Genomic DNA, 16,026 nt, shown 5'->3' with positions numbered 1-16,026 from the left:
CCCGGGCCTTTTTCAATCTGACAAGGGGCTTACTTGCGGCCGCGCCCGACCAGTCGCGCCCAGAAGCCGCGCGCCTTGCCATCCATCGCCTCGGCCCGGTCACCGAGCTCGTCCCACTTGTCGGCGGCCTCGTCGATCAGCGGCTCGATGGTGCGTTCGCGGAACTGGCGCCACATCGCGCGAATGAGCAGGATCAGCACCAGCAGCCCGCCAAGGATCACGATGTTCACCCAGGGGATGATCCGCACATCGGGCCCCGCCACCGGCCGGATGCCGACCGCGTTCGGGAAGATCGACAGGAACTGGTTGCGCCAGCCGTAATGGGTGACGACCGCCCATTTCGGCGCCTCGGCGGTCGAGCGCAGGTCGTCGGCCTGGGTCTGGAGCGTCGCGGTATCGAACTTGAAATAGGGCGGCCAGCGCCAGCCGGTATCCTCGTTGCGATAAACCATCGGCTTGCCGTTCGCCCGGATCGCCTGGATGAACTGCACGTCGCGGTTGGTCAGCGTGCCGGACTGGTCGTCGGGCGTCGACCAGAAGATCCTCGTCCAGTCGGTCAGGTCCTGACGTTCCTGATAGGTGCCGACGACGCGCACGATGTCATGCTGGGGCAGCGTGTAGTGCAGAAAGCCCCCCACCACGAGCACGATCACCGTCCAGAAAGCCCATTTCACATAGCGCATGATCGCCTCACCGATAGTTCATGACAAAGACCACGACCGCGAAGACCGCGATCGGGAGGAGGAAGACGAGCCAGACCAGCCGGCGCGTCAGCCCGTGCTCGTAATCATCCATCCCCGCTTCGACATAGGCATCGCGCGGGCCAAGGTCCACTCCCGCCGCGCTTTCCCGCGCCCAGTGTTCCTCGAGCGCCTCGCGCCTGAGCGAGCGCGCGTAGATCCGCACCAGCCAGAACAGCACGGTGAGCGCGCCAAGCCCGATCACCGCGAAGCGCAGGAAACCGATCATCGCCGCCCGTCCCGCGCTCAGGCCGCGCGGCGACGGGCAAGCCCGAGGCCGATCAGCTTGAACACCACGCCGCCCGCCAGCACCATCGGGATCGAGATCACATAAAGCGCCGCGAAGGCCGCCCGCGGCGTCGCGCCGCCGGTGCAGGCGCCGTCTCCGAGGATGTCGGCCAGAAAGCCGATGCCGCAATTGACCGCCGCGCCGTAGAACCCGGGCACCAGCGCGCCGAGCGGCACCAGCGCCAGCATCTTCGCCCAATCGGCCCGCGCGAGCCACAACGCCATGGCAAGCGAGATCGCCACCAGGACAATCACGAAGAGGTTCATTCCGTCATCCCTTTCCGCCCGGCCTCAGCCGAGCCCCAAGTCGCGCCGGTGCCGCAGGCACCAGTCCTGCACTGCGTAATCGGGCGCATACCATTCCTCAAGCGCGGCGCGCGCCCTGTCCGACAGCACCTTCTCCACCTTCGCGGGGTTGCGATGCGCGCCGATGTCGTCGTCGGGCAGCGCTGCCGCGGCCGACAGGCCAAGCCGCCGGCGCAGCCAGGCGACATCGGCTGCAAGGGTCTCCTGCCGGCCGATGAAACCGATCCGCGGCGCGTGGCGTTCGAGCACAGCAATCCCTTCGAGGTAATGTGCAAGGCCGCGGCGCAGGTGCAGAACCCCCTCCATCGCCCGATGCGCGGCGAGGTCGTCGGCGGCCAGCGCCCGGCCAAGGGCATCGGGGGTCGCGAAGCGCCCGAAGGCCTCGGCCTCGGCCGGGGTCCAGGCATTGTCATAGCGCGGCCGGCCCCGGCGCTGCCGGCTGTAGAAGCCCGAGATGAACCGGTCGACCGGGTCGCGCAGACAAAAGCCGATCTCGCAACCGGGATAGCTGTGCGCAGCGCGCGACAGCGTTTCGGAATGGCCCAGCACCCGCGCCCGCTCGATCCCGCACTGCGCCCGGTCCGCCGCCAGCGCCGAGGCGAGCGCCGTGCCGCCGGTCTTGCCGACATGCACGATGACCATGCGCAGATGCGGCGGCGGCGCGGAGCGGCGCCATTGCCCCAGAAGTCTCGTCAGTCCCCCCTTCACGCCGCCCTCCTTCGCCTGCGCCCCCGGTCCGTCCTCTTGCCCGGCAGGCTAGCGAAAACACCCCTGTCCCGCCACCCTTTCCGGTTTACCGCGGCAATCGGCAGCGCTAGCCTCGCCCGCATGGACATCACTGCCCGTCTCAAGGCCGAGGTCGAGAACCGCCGCGACGCGCTCATTGCGCTGACGCAGGCGCTGATCCGCGTGCCGACGCTGAACCCGCCCGGGCGCAATTACCGCGAGATCTGCGAGCTCCTGGCCGAACGGCTGGCGCGGCAGGGCTTTGCCATCGAGCTGCTGCGCGCCACCGGCACGCCGGGCGATTGCGAGGAGTTTCCGCGCTGGAACCTCGTCGCCCGGCGCGAGGGGGCACGGCCCGGCGCATGCGTGCACTTCAACGGCCATCACGACGTGGTCGAGGTCGGCCATGGCTGGAGCCGCGATCCGTTCGGGGGCGAGCTGATCGACGGCCGGATCTATGGCCGCGGCGCCTGCGACATGAAGGGCGGCCTCGCAAGCGCCGTGATCGCCGCCGAGGCCTTCCTTGCCACCTGCCCCGATTTCGCCGGCGCGATCGAGATCTCGGCGACGGCGGACGAGGAATCGGGCGGCTTCGGCGGCGTCGCCTGGCTTGCCGAACGGGGCTATTTCTCGCCCGGCCGGGTCGATCACGTGATCATCCCCGAACCCTTGCACAAGGACCGGATCTGCCTTGGCCACCGCGGCGTGTGGTGGGCCGAGATCGAGACGAAGGGGCGCATCGCGCATGGCTCGATGCCCTTCCTCGGCGACAGCGCGATCCGCCACATGGGAGCGGTGCTCGCCGAGATCGAGGACACGCTCTACCCGCTTCTGGCACACAAGCACACCGCGATGCCGGTGATCCCCGAGGGGGCGCGGCACTCGACGCTGAACATCAACTCGATCCACGGCGGCGAGGCGGAACCCGAGCCCGGCTCGACCGCCCTGCCCGCGCCCTGCGTCGCCGACCGCTGCCGGATCGTGATCGACCGCCGCTTCCTGATCGAGGAGGACCTCGAGGAGGTGAAGGCCGAGGTCACCCGCCTTCTCGACGGGCTGAAGGCGCGCCGGCCCGCGTTTGATTACGAAATCCGAACGCTCTTCGAGGTGATCCCCTCGATGACCGAGCGCGCGGCGCCCGTGGTGCGCTCCACCGCCGCCGCGATCGAGGCGGTGCTGGGCCGCGAGGCGGGCTATGTCGTCTCGCCCGGCACCTATGACCAGAAGCACATCGACCGCATCGGCCGGCTGAAGCACTGCATCGCCTACGGGCCCGGGCAGCTCGAACTGGCGCATCAACCCGACGAATGGGTGGGAGTCGAGGACATGCTCGACAGTGCCAAGGTGCTGGCGCTGGTGCTGGCAGAACTGCTCGCCTGATCGCGAGGGGGGCGCTGCCCCCCGCTGCGCTCCCCCCGAGGTATTTTCAGCAAGATGAAACAAACACAGCTTTCATCTTGCTAAAAATACCTCGGGGGTCCGGGGGCGGCGCCCCCGGACGTCGGGTTCAGACCGCGATATTGTCGATCAGCCGCACGTCCCCGATCCAGGCGGCGACCAGCAGGCGGGCCGGCTCGGTGGCGCGCTCGAGCGGGCGCAGCCCCTCGACCGAGCGCAGGTCGAGATATTCGATCTCGCGGAACCCCGCCTCGAGGATCTCGTCCTCGGCATCGAGCAGCGTCTCGCGTGCGGAAGCACCGTCACGCAGCGTCGCAGCGGCGGCCTGCAGGATGCGGTGCAGTGCCGGGGCCGCGGCGCGCTCGGCCGTGCTCAGCCGCACATTGCGCGAGGACATCGCCAGCCCGTCCGTCTCGCGGATCGTCGGGCAGCCGATGATCCTCACCGGGATGTTCAGATCCTCGACCAGCCGGCGCACCACCTGCAGCTGCTGCCAGTCCTTCTCGCCGAAGAAGGCGCGGCCGGCCTGGGTCATGCCGAACAGCTTCGCGACCACCGTCGCAACGCCGTCGAAATGGCCCGGGCGGAAGGCGCCCTCGAGCGGCTCCGACACGCCAGAAACCGAGACCTTGGTGGCGAAGCCCTCGGGATAGACCTCGGCGACCTCGGGGGCGAAGAGCACATCCACCCCCTCGGCATCGAGCAGCGCGAGGTCATGGTCCTCGTCGCGGGGGTATTTCTTCAGGTCGTCGGCATTGTTGAACTGCATCGGGTTGACGAAGATCGTCACGATCACCCGGTCCGACTGCCGCCGCGCCTCGCGCACCAGCGACAGGTGGCCATCATGCAGCGCGCCCATCGTCGGCACCACGCCGACCAGCATCCCCGAGCGTTTCCAGCCCGCGACCTTCTCGCGCAGCTCGGCCGAGGAGCGGATCACCTGGGTCATTTTTTCACCTCGTCGGCAAAGGAATGTTCGGGGGCCGGGAAGGCGCGGGTGCGGACCTCGGCGGCATAGGCGGCGATCGCCTCGGCCGCCTGCGCGCCAAGCTCGGCATAGCGCTTGACGAATTTCGGCCGGAAATCGGTGAAGAGGCCGAGCATGTCGTCGATCACCAGCACCTGACCGTCGCAATCGACACCGGCGCCGATGCCGATCGTGGGAATGGCGAGTTCGCGCGAGACCTGGGCGGCCAGCGCCGCGGGCACCTTCTCGAGCACCACGGCGAAAGCGCCGGCGGCGGCCACCGACAGCGCATCGGCACGCAGCCGCGCCGCGTCATGGCCCCGGCCCTGCACCTTGTAGCCGCCGAGCGTGTTCACCGATTGCGGGGTGAGACCGATATGCGCCATCACCGGAATGCCGCGGGCGGTCAGGAAGGCGATGGTCTCGGCCATGTGCTGCCCGCCCTCAAGCTTGACGGCGCCTGCGCCGGTCTCGGCCATCAGCCGCGCGGCGTTGCGGAACGCCTGGGCCGGGCCCTCCTCGTAGCTGCCGAACGGCATGTCGATGACGATCAGCGCCCGATCCGAGCCGCGCGCGACCGCCTGGCCGTGCAGGATCATCATCTCCATCGTCACGCCAAGGGTCGACGGCAGCCCGTGCAGCACCATGCCGAGCGAATCCCCGACGAGCAGCACGTCGCAGCTCGCATCGGCCAGACGCGCGACGGGCGTGGTGTAGGCGGTCAGGCAGACGACGGGCGCGCGCCCCTTCATCGCGGTGATCTCCGCCGGCATCAGGCGGCGGGTGGTTGCGGTTGCGCTCATGGCTTCCCCCTGTCCCGAGGCTCCTCTTCCTCGGGGCGCAGCCTTAATCCCCCGGGCCCGGCAATGCAAAGAAAGAATGCCGCGGCGCGGCGGCCTGTGCGACTGTCGCCGCGTTGCAGCAGGGCGGCGGCGCAAATGCCTTGATCCCCGGCGGGCTTCGCATCAATCATGGCGCGAACCGCGCCCTGCCGGCGCGCGCCCGAGGAGAACCGATGCCCTATCGCCTGACCGCGGCGCTTGCCGCCCTTGCGCTTTCGGCAACCGCCGCCATCGCCGCGCCCGATGCCGTCACCCTGGGCATGGTGCTGGAACCGCCGAACCTCGACCCGACCGCAGGCGCCGCCGCGGCGATCGACGAGGTGGTCTATGCCAACCTCTTCGAGGGGCTGACCCGTTTCGGCCCCGATGGCGCGGTGCTGCCCGCGCTTGCCCGCAGCTGGGAGGTGTCGGAGGACGGCACCAGTTACACCTTCCATCTGGTCACCGGCGCGACCTTCCACGACGGCACCGGCTTCGACGCCGAGGACGTGAAATTCAGCCTCGACCGCGCCCGCGCCGAGGACAGCGCCAATGCGCAAAAGGCGCTCTTCGCCGGCATCGCCGCGGTCGAGGTGATCGACCCGGCGACGGTGAAGGTGGTGCTGAGCGCTCCCGACGGCGCCTTCCCGGCGAAGATGGCCTGGGGCGATGCGGTGATCGTCGCCCCCGAAAGCGTCGCGACCGAGGCCACCCATCCCGTCGGCACCGGCCCCTTCGCGCTCGCCGACTGGGTGCAGGGCGATCACGTCACGCTCGCCGCCTATCCGGGCTATTGGGGCGCGAAGCCGGCGCTCGCCAAGGCCACCTTCCGCTTCATCGCCGATCCGACCGCGGCCTTCGCGGCGGTGATGTCGGGCGATGTCGACGCCTTCCCGAACTTCCCCGCCCCCGAGACGCTGGTGCAGTTCCAGGCCGATCCGCGCTTCAAGGTGATGGTCGGCACCACCGAAGGCGAGACCATCCTCGCGATGAACAACCGCACCCCGCCGCTGAACAACGTGCAGGTGCGCGAGGCGATCGCCCATGCGATCAACCGCCAGGACATCATCGACGGCGCGATGTTCGGCTATGGCACGCCGATCGGCACCCATTTCGCGCCGCACAATCCCGATTACGAGGATCTGACGGCGCTCTCCGCCTATGACCCCGGGAAGTCGAAGGCGCTGCTGGCCGCCGCCGGGGCCGAGGGGCTGACGCTGCGCCTTGCCCTGCCGCCGCCGACCTACGCCCGGCGCGGCGGCGAGATCGTCGCGGCGGAGCTCGCCGCCGTGGGGATCAGGACCGAGATCACCAATCTCGAATGGGCGCAGTGGCTCGAGCAGGTGTTCAAGGGCCATGATTTCGATCTGACCATCGTCAGCCACACCGAGCCCGCCGACATCAACATCTACGCCCGGCCGGATTACTACTTCGGCTACAACAACCCCGATTTTGTCTCGCTGATGAGCGAGCTCGACCGCGCCACGGATCCCGCCACGCGCCGCACGCTGACGCAGCGCGCCGAGGAGACGATCGCGCGCGATTACGTCAACGCCTACCTGTTCCAGCTGGCGAAGACCGGCGTCGCGAATGCGAAACTCGAAGGGCTGTGGCTGAACGCGCCGACCCCCGCGAACGACCTGACCCAGGTCCACTGGACGGAGTAAGACCGATGCTGCTCGAAGCGCTCACCCCCGCCGCGGCGGAGCCCGAAGTCACCCGCCCCGATCCCGAAAAGCTGGTCGAGGGCGATCCCGTCCACACCACCTGGAACGTCGAGGACGACAACGGCCTTTACTGCGGCATCTGGCAGTCGACGCCGGGGGCCTGGCGCGCCGTCTACGAGGAATGGGAATATTGCCGCATCCTCACGGGCCGCGCGGTGATCGAGGGCGACGACGGCAGCCGGCTCGAGGTCGGCCCCGGTGACGCCTTCGTGCTGCGCCCGGGCTTTTCCGGCATCTGGCGGGTGCTCGAGACGCTGCGGAAGGATTACGTCATCCTCTATCGCTGAGGGGCTTGGGCCGTGCCGGGGAGCTGGCGGGGACCCGGACAAGGCGGTCAGTCGTGGAGCGCGGCCTGGACCGCCGCAAATTCCGCAAGCCCCTCCTGCCACCCATCGGTGAAACTCGCGACCGTGACGGGCCTCTTCAGATCGGGAAAATGATAGACGGCGTTGACGCAGAAAGGCCCCCCGCCGGAATGCCCGATCGCGTGGCCGACATCTGCACATCGGCCACTCATGAGACCAAGCGCATAGCCGCATTCCGTCCATGGCCGCCCCTCGATGGCACCGCCGAGCGGATGACGGATCAGCATCTCGGCAAGCCTCGGCGCATTGAGCAGCCGCCCCATGAACAGGGCGTGCAAAAGCCGCGCAGCATCGGCGGCGGTGCCAATCAGGCAACCGTGATAAACCCACCCCGGATGATAGCGCTTCGCCCCCTCCCAATAGAGACGTGCGAAGTCTTCCCTCGTTGTCGCAAGCCCGATGCTGTCGAGGCCGAGCGGATCCAGGATGATCTGCCTGATCAGATCGGCAAACGGCTGCTCCGCCACCTTTTCGATCAGCTCCCGCGCCAGCATGTAGCCAAGGTTGGAATACGCCCAGCCCTGCCCAGGAGCAAACAGCCTGCCTTGGGCCATCGTCGCCTCGCGCAGATGCTCGGCAGGCCACGGCGTCTCATCCCTGGCAACGGCCTTCCTGTAGTCGGGAAGCGAGAAGTAATCTGGCAGACCGGACGTGTGATTCAGCAGCTGGCGCAGCGTGAAGTCATAGCCAGCCAGATGCCTGTCCAGATCGATCCTGCCCTCCTGCGCCATCCGCAAGGCGCAGATCGAAATGGTCGTCTTGGTGAAGCTCCAATACGGGAAGATTTCCGTACCCGCCGCCGGCCCGATGTCGGGATCGAGGCCGGAGAGGCGCTGCATAAAGATCGGTTGGTTCGAGCTCATCTGCCCGGAATATGCCTCTTCGGGACAGAGGGCAAACAAGCTCAGGCGATCTCATGGCGTCCCGGGGCAGCTGACCGGCCGCAAGGCCCGATCAGAAGGCCATCAGGGCCACGCCGGCCCCGATGATAGATGAACACACATCGCCGCCTTCCGACGGGGCGCTGCCCGTCTCAGTTCGTGCCGTGCAGCTGCGCCTCGCGCTCCTCGGCCGAGGCGACGGCGGCCTCGTGCTGTTCCTGCTCGACCTGCGAGTAATCCTGGATCTGCCCGGCCTCATAGGCGGCCTGATCGGCGGCGATCGCCTCGGCGTCGGCGGCAGGCACGACATAGCCGGTGTGCAGCTCGACCACCGGCCCTTCCATCGCCAGGCTCTCCTCGCGCGAGCGGACCTTGACCCTGGTGCCCAGCTCGGTCTCGTCGAACATGTCGATGATGTCCTGGTTGAACAGCCGGATGCAGCCTGCCGAGGTGGCGCGCCCGATCGAGGACGGGTCCATCGTGCCGTGGATGCGGTAATAGGTGTCCTTGCCGTTCCGGTAGAGGTAAAGCGCGCGCGCCCCGAGCGGGTTGTCGAGCCCGCCCGGAAGCCCGCCCGCGAGCGGCCCGTAGAGGTCGGGGTCGTTGCGGATCATGTTCTTCGTCGGCGTCCAGGACGGGTATTCGACCTTGCGCGAGATCACCGCATTGCCGGAAAAGCCCTTGCCCGCCTTGCCCACGGCGATGCCGAAACGCATCGCCCGGCCGGGCGAGACGACGTGATAGAGAAGCCGCGCATAGGGGTCGACGACGATCGTGCCCGGCTCCTCGGGGCCGGTGTAATCGACCCAGCGGCGGCGGTTACGCTCGTTCAGGTAATGCGGATTGACCGCCGGGATCACCCGGTCCTCGTCGGGCCGCGACTGATACTCGGGCGGCACCGCCGAACTCGACGACACGGTGGCGGGCGTCATCGGCTGTTGCGCGCAGCCCGCAAGCGCTGCCACCAGCACCACGGGAAGGACGATCGCATGACGACGCAGCGAGACAGACAGCACGGCAACCCCTGTTCCTGAAAACCATTCGGCCCGACGCAACGTCAGCCTTTTTCCAAGAAAGGCCATCGCCACCTCCGTTGGTCAAGTCCCGTGCGTGCGTTCCGGTTCCATCAGATGTGAAAATGGCCCGGAAACCACAGGGTTCCCGGGCCAATCGAGCGTTTTTCCGGCGTCACTCGACCGTGCCGACCGGGAAGAACAGGGTCTCGCCCGAGCTGTCGTCGACGCCGTCGTTGTCGGTCACCACCCAGCCGGTGCCGGCCGCGTCGATGGTGAAGCCCTCGACCTTGTCGACGACATAGCCGCCCGTGGCCTTCAGGTCGGGGATCAGGTCGCGCACCTCTTCCTTCGCCACCACCGGCAGCTCGGAGCCGAGCGGCGCCGCGACCAGATCGGCGCGCTTCACCCGGTAGAGCCGCTTCACCACGGCCTTGTCGCCGATCAGGTTGTCGCGCTCGATCACATAGGCCCAGTCCCCGTGGAAGGTCAGCTCGGACAGCCCCATCCAGCCCGCGCCCTTCGGCTCGAGCGGATAGTGCACCGCGCCCCATTCCTTGGTCTCGGTGTTGTAGGACACGAGCTTGACCATCCCCTTCGGGTCGTCCTTCCACTCGCGCTGCACCGCCATCCACAGCGTGTCGCCATCCTTCGCGATGCCCTCGAAGCCGAAGCGGGTCTCGACCGCGGCAAGCTCCGGCGGCAGGCCGACCTGCTCCTTGATTTTGCCCTTGGCGTCGACATGCAGCAGCCCGTGCGGCACCATCTTGGCACTGTTGCCCTCGGTCGACAGCCAGAAGCCACCCTTGCCGTCGGGCGTGATGCCCTCGAGGTCGGTCAGCTGCGCCGGCGCGCCGTCGCGGGTGACATCGAGCGCGGCGACGATCTTGGCGGGCTTTTGCGTGGTGTCGATGGTGAAGATCCGCGGCTCGGCGGAATAGGCGCTGTCCGAGATCGTGTAGAGGATGCCCGCCTTTTCCGGATCGGCGGCAAGACCCGACAGCGCGCCCCAGCCGATCAGCGGGTCAGAGCCCGCCGAGGTCAGCATCGGATAGGCGGCCGGCGCCTCCTGCCGCTGATAGATCATCACATGCGCCCGCGCCGCGCCGTCGGCGCCCAGATCGGTCTCGTTCGCCGAGACCAGCAGGTTGCGCCCGGGGATCGCGATATAGCCCTCCGGCCCGATGCCCGAGGGCAGGAGCTGCAAAAGCTTCGGCGCCGCCGGATCGGTGCCGTCATAGACGCCGACGACCGAGCCGCGTTCCGAACCGATGAAGATCAGCTTCTGACCGCCGAAGGTGCCGGTCTCGACCGACTCGGGCTCGACGCCCTTCTTGCCGGCGCGCGTCTCGGGGAAATGCCCGATCGCCGCCACCGCGCGTTCGAAGCTGTTGCCGCTGTCATGGACCATCGTGCCGTCCTTGGCGAAGATCGTCCAGCCGCGGGTGCCGCCCTTCCAGTCGCCCTCGTTGGCGACGGCGATATGGTCGTCGTCGATCCATTTCACCGCGTCGGGTTCGCGCGCGATGCTCTCGATCTTGCCGGTGAAGTCGAGCTTGCCGTCCTTCTTGGTGTCGATCCCCTCGACCGTCGCGGTGCCGGCGCTGAAGGCCTTGGCCACCTTGCCGTCGGCACCGACGATGACGATCGCGTTGTTCTCCTGCAGGGTCAGCGCGATCTCGCCCTTGCCGTTGATGTCGACGAATTCGGGCTCCGGGTCCTCGCCTGCGATCTCGGACAGCCCGGTCACGTCGATCGTCTGCAGCGCGCCGCACTCGGGCAGGCCCTTCTTCAGCGGCAGCTTGACCAGAGTGCCCGCCGGCATCTGCGGCAGCGCGCCGTCATTCAGCTCCTCGTCACGCTCGTTCTCGATCGCGATGGCGAGGAACCGGCCGTCCTTCGATTTCGCGATGGAATCGGGCTGACCGCCCAGATCGCAGCTTGCCACCTCTGTCTTGGTCGCAAGGTCGACGACGTAGAGACGCCCCGACGGGTTGGCGTAGCTTTCCGAGGTGTTCACCGCGACGAAGGCCTTGCCGCCCAGCACCGTGACCGAGGTCGGCTCGCCCTTCACCGATACCTCGCCCAGCCCCTTCGGCGCCGCCGGGTCGGTGATGTCGATCAGACCGATCACGCCCGCCGGGCTGTCGGTGTAGACGAGCGTCATGCCGTCCTCGGTCGCCGAGATGATCTCGGCCGAGGTCTCGCGCGCGGCATCGGTGCCGGCGGGGGTGTTGTCGGCCACCGGGAAGGCGGCGATGCGGTTGAAATTCATCTCGGCCAGGGCCGGAAGCGCGGTGGTCAGGGCAAGAACGCCGCCGAGCGTCAGTCGCAGGATCATCGGATGCTCCGTCAATTACGTGATGCGCTGCGGATGCCCGGCGCGGGTAACAGCGGAGCGACATGCAGGTGACGTTTCGGTAACGCGGCCGTGATCGGCGCCCGCGCGTGCATTTTGCGGGCGTCGCGCACACTCCATGCGCGCAGAGGGCGCCACAGCTCCCCCTCTGATTGATTCGTAAACCTTCTGTTAACTCTTCGCCGGAATGCTGGGATGGCGACGAGGCGGAGATCGGAGGACGCAGGTTGTTTTCTGTTCCCATGCCCGACACCCCACCGATCACGGAAGCGGAAATGCTGTCCCGTCTCCGCCTCGCTCGTTCGCGCCGCGTCGGCGCCACCACCTTTCACCGCCTTCTGGCCGAGCATGGCAGCGCCGCGGCCGCCCTTGCCGCCCTGCCCGCGATTGCCCGCGCCGCCGGGGCCGAGGGCTATGAGCCCTGCCCCGAAGGCGTCGCGCGGGCCGAGCTTGCGGCCGGCCGGCGTGCCGGGGCGCGGCTTCTGCCCTTCGGTGCGCCGGGCTACCCGCCGGCGCTGGCCGATCTCGACGATGCGCCGCCGCTGCTGTGGGCGCTTGGCGATCCGGCGCTGGCGGCGCGGCCGATGGTCGCGCTTGTGGGCGCGCGCAACGCCTCGTCGCTCGGCCTGCGCATGGCGCAGCGCCTGGCGCGGGAGCTGGGCGCGGCGGGCTTCACCGTGGTCTCGGGCCTTGCCCGCGGCATCGACGCCGCAGCGCATGAGGCGGCGCTTGCCACCGGCACGATCGGTGTGCAGGCGGGCGGCATCGACGTGGTCTATCCAGCTGAAAACGCCACCCTTTCCGCCCGCATGGCGCGCGAGGGGCTGCGGCTGGCAGAGCTGCCCCCCGGCACGCAGCCACAGGCGCGCCACTTCCCGCAGCGCAACCGCATCATCGCCGGGCTGGCCCGCGCGACGGTGGTGATCGAGGCCGCGGCGCGTTCGGGCAGCCTGCTGACGGCGCGCAACGCCCTTGATTACGGGCGCGAGGTGATGGCGGTGCCGGGCCATCCGATGGATGCGCGTGCCGCCGGCTGCAACCTGCTGATCCGCGACGGCGCGGTTCTGGTGCGCAATGCCGAAGACGTGATCGAGGCGCTTGGCGGCTCCGCGCCCGTCGCCTCCGGGCCAGCCCCGCTCCCTGTCGCGGCGCCGGTTCAGTCCCCGCTCCCGGGGCCGGAGACCGGCGCGGCCGAGGCCCGCATCCTGGCGGCCCTCGGCCCCAGTCCGACGCCCGAAGACCTGCTGTTGCGCAGCCTCGGCCTTGCCCCCGCGGTGCTGGCCCGGAGCCTCGTCCTGCTCGAGATCGAGGGGCGGGTGATCCGCCATCCCGGCGGGCTGCTGAGCCTTGGCTGACGCCCCCGGAGGCACAGGCACGAAAGCCCCGGCGGGAAAACCGCCTGTCGGTGCGTCATTGACAATCCCCCCCCAACGCCCACATGTTCCGCGCCCAAGTGCTGAACCTGCGCATTGAAGAGGAAGTCATGGCCGTCGTCGTTGTCGAATCTCCCGCCAAGGCCAAGACGATCAACAAATATCTGGGCTCCGATTACACGGTTCTCGCCTCTTTCGGCCATGTTCGCGACCTGCCGCCGAAGGATGGCTCGGTCGATCCCGAGCATGATTTCGAGATGAAATGGGAAGTCGGCGCCGACTCGAAGAAGCACATCAAGGCGATCACCGACGCGCTCGCTTCCGACGACGAACTGATCCTCGCAACCGACCCTGATCGCGAGGGGGAGGCAATCTCTTGGCACCTCGAACAGGCGCTCGAGAAGAAGCTGAAGGGCAAGAAGGTGTCGCGCGTCACCTTCAACGCGATCACCAAATCGGCGATCACCGAGGCGATGAAACACCCCCGCCAGGTCGACGGCCCGCTGGTCGAGGCCTATCTCGCCCGCCGCGCGCTCGACTATCTGGTGGGCTTCAACCTGTCGCCGGTGCTGTGGCGGAAACTCCCCGGCGCGCGTTCGGCCGGCCGGGTGCAATCGGTCTGCCTGCGCCTCATCGTCGAGCGCGAGATGGAGATCGAGGCGTTTCACGCCCGCGAATACTGGACCGTGACCGCCGAGCTGACCACGCCCCGCGGCCAGGTCTTCACCGCCCGGCTGACCGTTCTGGGCGGCAAGAAGCTCGACAAGTTCGACCTCGCCACCGCGACCGATGCGGAGCTGGCGGTGCAGGCCGTCACCTCGCGCGATCTGACGGTGAAGGCGGTCGAGGCGAAACCCGCCACCCGCAACCCCTACCCGCCCTTCATGACCTCGACGCTGCAGCAGGAGGCCAGCCGCAAGTTCGGCATGGGCGCCAAGGCCTGCATGTCGGCGGCGCAGCGGCTCTACGAGGCAGGCTACATCACCTACATGCGAACCGACGGCATCGACATGGCGCCCGAGGCGGTGATGGCCGCGCGCGACGAGATCAAGCGCCGCTTCGGCGACAATTACGTGCCGTCGAGCCCGCGCATGTACAAGAACAAGGCGAAGAACGCGCAGGAGGCGCACGAGTGCATCCGGCCCACCGACATGTCGGCAAGCCCCGAGAAGCTCAAGCTCGCCGATGACCAGCGCAAGCTCTACGAGCTGATCTGGAAGCGCACCCTCGCCAGCCAGATGGCCGCCGCGGTGATGGAACGCACCACCGTCGACGTCGGCTCGGCCGATGGTCAGGTCGAGCTGCGCGCCACCGGCCAGGTCGTCACCTTCGACGGCTTCCTGAAGATCTACGATCAGGGCCGCGACGACGACGAGGGCGAGGACGGCGCCCGCCTGCCGCAGATCATGCAGGGCGAACCCGCGAAGAAGAGCCAGATCACCCCCGAGCAGCACTTCACCCAGCCGCCGCCGCGCTACACCGAGGCGACGCTGGTGAAACGCATGGAAGAGCTCGGCATCGGCCGGCCCTCGACCTATGCCTCGATCCTGACCACGATCGTCGACCGCGGCTATGTGCGCAAGGAAAAGAACCGGCTCATTCCCGAGGACACCGGCCGCCTCGTCACCGCCTTCCTGACGAACTACTTCCGCCGCTACGTCGAATATGATTTCACCGCCGATCTCGAGGAACAGCTCGACGACATCTCGGCCGGCGACCGCGATTACAAGGACGTGCTCGCCCGGTTCTGGCGCGATTTCTCGGCGGCGATCGGCGAGACGTCGGAGCTGCGGATCTCCGAGGTGCTCGACAAGATCGACGAGGTTCTCGGCCCGCATCTCTATCCGCCACGCCCCGACGGCACCGACCCGCGCGAATGCCCGGTGTGCCACAAGGGCCGTCTGCATCTGAAGACCGCGCGCTCTGGCGGCGCCTTCATCGGCTGCGGCAATTACCCCGAATGCCGCTACACCCGGCCGCTCTCGGCCCCGGGCGACGGCGAGGCGGCGGCGCTCGATGGCAAGGTTCTGGGCCATGACGAGGGCCAGCCGGTGACGCTGCGCATCGGCCGCTTCGGCCCCTATGTGCAGAAGGGCGAGGCGAGCGAAGAGGTGCCGAAACCGCCGCGCGCCAGCCTGCCGAAGGGCTGGTCGCCCGAGTCGATCGACCTCGAGCGCGCGCTGATGCTGCTGTCGCTGCCGCGCCAGATCGGCCCGCACCCCGAGGATGGCGAGCCGGTCGAGACCAATCTCGGCCGCTTCGGCCCTTACGTGAAATGGGGCAAGACCTATGCGAACCTGCCCGATGCCGAAGAGGTCTTCAGCATCGGCATGAACCGCGCCGTCGAGGTGCTGGCGCAAAAGCTCGCCCGCGGCCCGGGGCGTGGCGGGGCTGCCGCGCAGCCGCTCAAGGTGCTGGGCGAGCATCCCGAGGGCGGCGAGGTGCAGGTGATGCCCGGCCGCTACGGACCCTATGTCAAATGGGGCAAGGTCAACGCCACCCTGCCGAAGGATGTCGAACCCGAGGCGGTGACGCTCGAGATCGCGCTGCCGCTGCTCGAGGCGAAGGCGGCGAAGGGCGGCAAGAAGAAAGCCGCACCGAAGAAGGCCGCCGCAAAGACGGCCGAGGCCACACCGAAAAAGGCGACGGCCAAGAAGCCCGCAGCGAAGAAAACCACCGCCGCCGCGAAGGCGACCCCGAAGAAAGCCGCGCCGAAGAAAACCGCCGGCAAAGCCGACAGCGCGCCGGAATGATGTCTGTTGCGGCGGCGCGGCGGAGGGCCCGCGCCGCTGCGCAGCATCGCCGCGATTGACACCCGCCCTCCCCTTGGTCACAAATTCCGCACAGGAAACGGGAGGATTTCATGAGAAAGATCTACGGCTCGGCGTCGGAGGCCCTGGACGGGCTTCTGGTCGACGGGATGACGATTGCGGCGGGCGGGTTTGGCCTGTGCGGCATTCCGGAGCTTCTGATCGACGCGCTGGTCGCAAGCGGGGTCAAGGACCTGACCATCGCCTCGAACAATTGCGGCGTCGACGGCTTCGGCCTCGGCAAGCTGCTCG

At 68.2% G+C, this 16,026-nt stretch carries 15 protein-coding genes; 6 read left to right on the top strand and 9 right to left on the bottom strand.

Annotated elements, in window-relative coordinates; all coding sequences use genetic code 11:
- Positions 1-29: 29 nt before the first annotated feature.
- The 4 genes from DYS74_RS00075 to DYS74_RS00060 are packed head-to-tail and all read right to left on the bottom strand — an operon-like array spanning position 30 to position 2,042.
- Complete coding sequence (locus tag DYS74_RS00075) at positions 30-683, bottom strand: DUF1523 family protein (RefSeq protein ID WP_121530128.1); 654 nt, start codon at positions 681-683, stop codon at positions 30-32.
- A 7-nt stretch (positions 684-690) separates the two neighbouring features.
- Positions 691-969 (bottom strand): hypothetical protein, encoded by a 279-nt coding sequence (locus tag DYS74_RS00070; RefSeq protein ID WP_121530127.1) that lies wholly within the window; start codon positions 967-969, stop codon positions 691-693.
- 17 nt (positions 970-986) lie between these two features.
- The gene (locus DYS74_RS00065; RefSeq protein ID WP_121530126.1) at positions 987-1,295 is read right to left on the bottom strand and encodes a hypothetical protein; all 309 of its coding nucleotides are present in this window, start codon (positions 1,293-1,295) and stop codon (positions 987-989) included.
- A 24-nt stretch (positions 1,296-1,319) separates the two neighbouring features.
- Positions 1,320-2,042 carry a sulfotransferase family 2 domain-containing protein gene (locus DYS74_RS00060; RefSeq protein ID WP_121530125.1) on the bottom strand — a complete coding sequence of 241 codons (723 nt, stop codon included), beginning with the start codon at positions 2,040-2,042 and terminating at the stop codon, positions 1,320-1,322.
- 120 nt (positions 2,043-2,162) lie between these two features.
- Between DYS74_RS00060 and DYS74_RS00055 the strand changes: the two genes are divergently transcribed.
- On the top strand, positions 2,163-3,440 hold the full coding sequence (locus DYS74_RS00055; protein ID WP_121530124.1) for an acetylornithine deacetylase/succinyl-diaminopimelate desuccinylase family protein: 1,278 nt from the start codon (positions 2,163-2,165) through the stop codon (positions 3,438-3,440).
- Between the two features lie 127 nt (positions 3,441-3,567).
- On the opposite strand, the gene panC is transcribed toward DYS74_RS00055, so the two are convergent.
- Complete coding sequence (gene panC / locus DYS74_RS00050) at positions 3,568-4,407, bottom strand: pantoate--beta-alanine ligase (RefSeq protein ID WP_121530123.1); 840 nt, start codon at positions 4,405-4,407, stop codon at positions 3,568-3,570.
- Positions 4,404-5,228 carry a 3-methyl-2-oxobutanoate hydroxymethyltransferase gene (gene panB, locus DYS74_RS00045; RefSeq protein WP_121530122.1) on the bottom strand — a complete coding sequence of 275 codons (825 nt, stop codon included), beginning with the start codon at positions 5,226-5,228 and terminating at the stop codon, positions 4,404-4,406. The genes panC and panB overlap by 4 nt, the downstream gene beginning before the upstream one ends.
- Positions 5,229-5,440: 212 nt before the next feature.
- Between panB and DYS74_RS00040 the strand changes: the two genes are divergently transcribed.
- Both DYS74_RS00040 and DYS74_RS00035 read left to right on the top strand, forming a co-directional pair.
- Positions 5,441-6,913 (top strand): ABC transporter substrate-binding protein, encoded by a 1,473-nt coding sequence (locus DYS74_RS00040; RefSeq protein ID WP_121530121.1) that lies wholly within the window; start codon positions 5,441-5,443, stop codon positions 6,911-6,913.
- A gap of 5 nt (positions 6,914-6,918) precedes the next feature.
- Positions 6,919-7,260, top strand: coding sequence for a cupin domain-containing protein (locus tag DYS74_RS00035; RefSeq protein WP_121530120.1), 342 nt, complete (start codon positions 6,919-6,921; stop codon positions 7,258-7,260).
- Positions 7,261-7,307: 47 nt separating this feature from the next.
- Here DYS74_RS00035 and DYS74_RS00030 read toward each other — a convergent pair whose 3' ends face one another.
- From DYS74_RS00030 to DYS74_RS00020, 3 genes are all read right to left on the bottom strand, one after another.
- Positions 7,308-8,201: a serine hydrolase domain-containing protein gene (locus DYS74_RS00030; RefSeq protein WP_121530119.1), complete on the bottom strand. Its 894-nt coding sequence runs from the start codon at positions 8,199-8,201 to the stop codon at positions 7,308-7,310.
- 170 nt (positions 8,202-8,371) lie between these two features.
- Positions 8,372-9,235 carry a L,D-transpeptidase gene (locus tag DYS74_RS00025; protein ID WP_245965150.1) on the bottom strand — a complete coding sequence of 288 codons (864 nt, stop codon included), beginning with the start codon at positions 9,233-9,235 and terminating at the stop codon, positions 8,372-8,374.
- A 172-nt stretch (positions 9,236-9,407) separates the two neighbouring features.
- Complete coding sequence (locus DYS74_RS00020; RefSeq protein WP_121530118.1) at positions 9,408-11,573, bottom strand: esterase-like activity of phytase family protein; 2,166 nt, start codon at positions 11,571-11,573, stop codon at positions 9,408-9,410.
- A 293-nt stretch (positions 11,574-11,866) separates the two neighbouring features.
- On the opposite strand from DYS74_RS00020, the gene dprA reads away from it, so the two are divergent.
- The 3 genes from dprA to DYS74_RS00005 form a co-directional block, all read left to right on the top strand.
- Entirely contained in the window at positions 11,867-12,946 is a 1,080-nt protein-coding gene (dprA, locus tag DYS74_RS00015; protein WP_245965149.1) for a DNA-processing protein DprA, read from the top strand.
- Between the two features lie 128 nt (positions 12,947-13,074).
- On the top strand, positions 13,075-15,717 hold the full coding sequence (topA, locus tag DYS74_RS00010; protein ID WP_121530116.1) for a type I DNA topoisomerase: 2,643 nt from the start codon (positions 13,075-13,077) through the stop codon (positions 15,715-15,717).
- A 110-nt stretch (positions 15,718-15,827) separates the two neighbouring features.
- Positions 15,828-16,026, top strand: a 199-nt coding sequence (locus DYS74_RS00005; protein ID WP_281272446.1) for a CoA-transferase, incomplete at its 3' end; no start/stop codon positions are given.

This window comes from Paenirhodobacter hankyongi (assembly GCF_003664585.1).
GTDB lineage: Bacteria > Pseudomonadota > Alphaproteobacteria > Rhodobacterales > Rhodobacteraceae > Rhodobacter > Rhodobacter hankyongi.
This window is presented reverse-complemented; position numbering and strand designations above follow the sequence as displayed.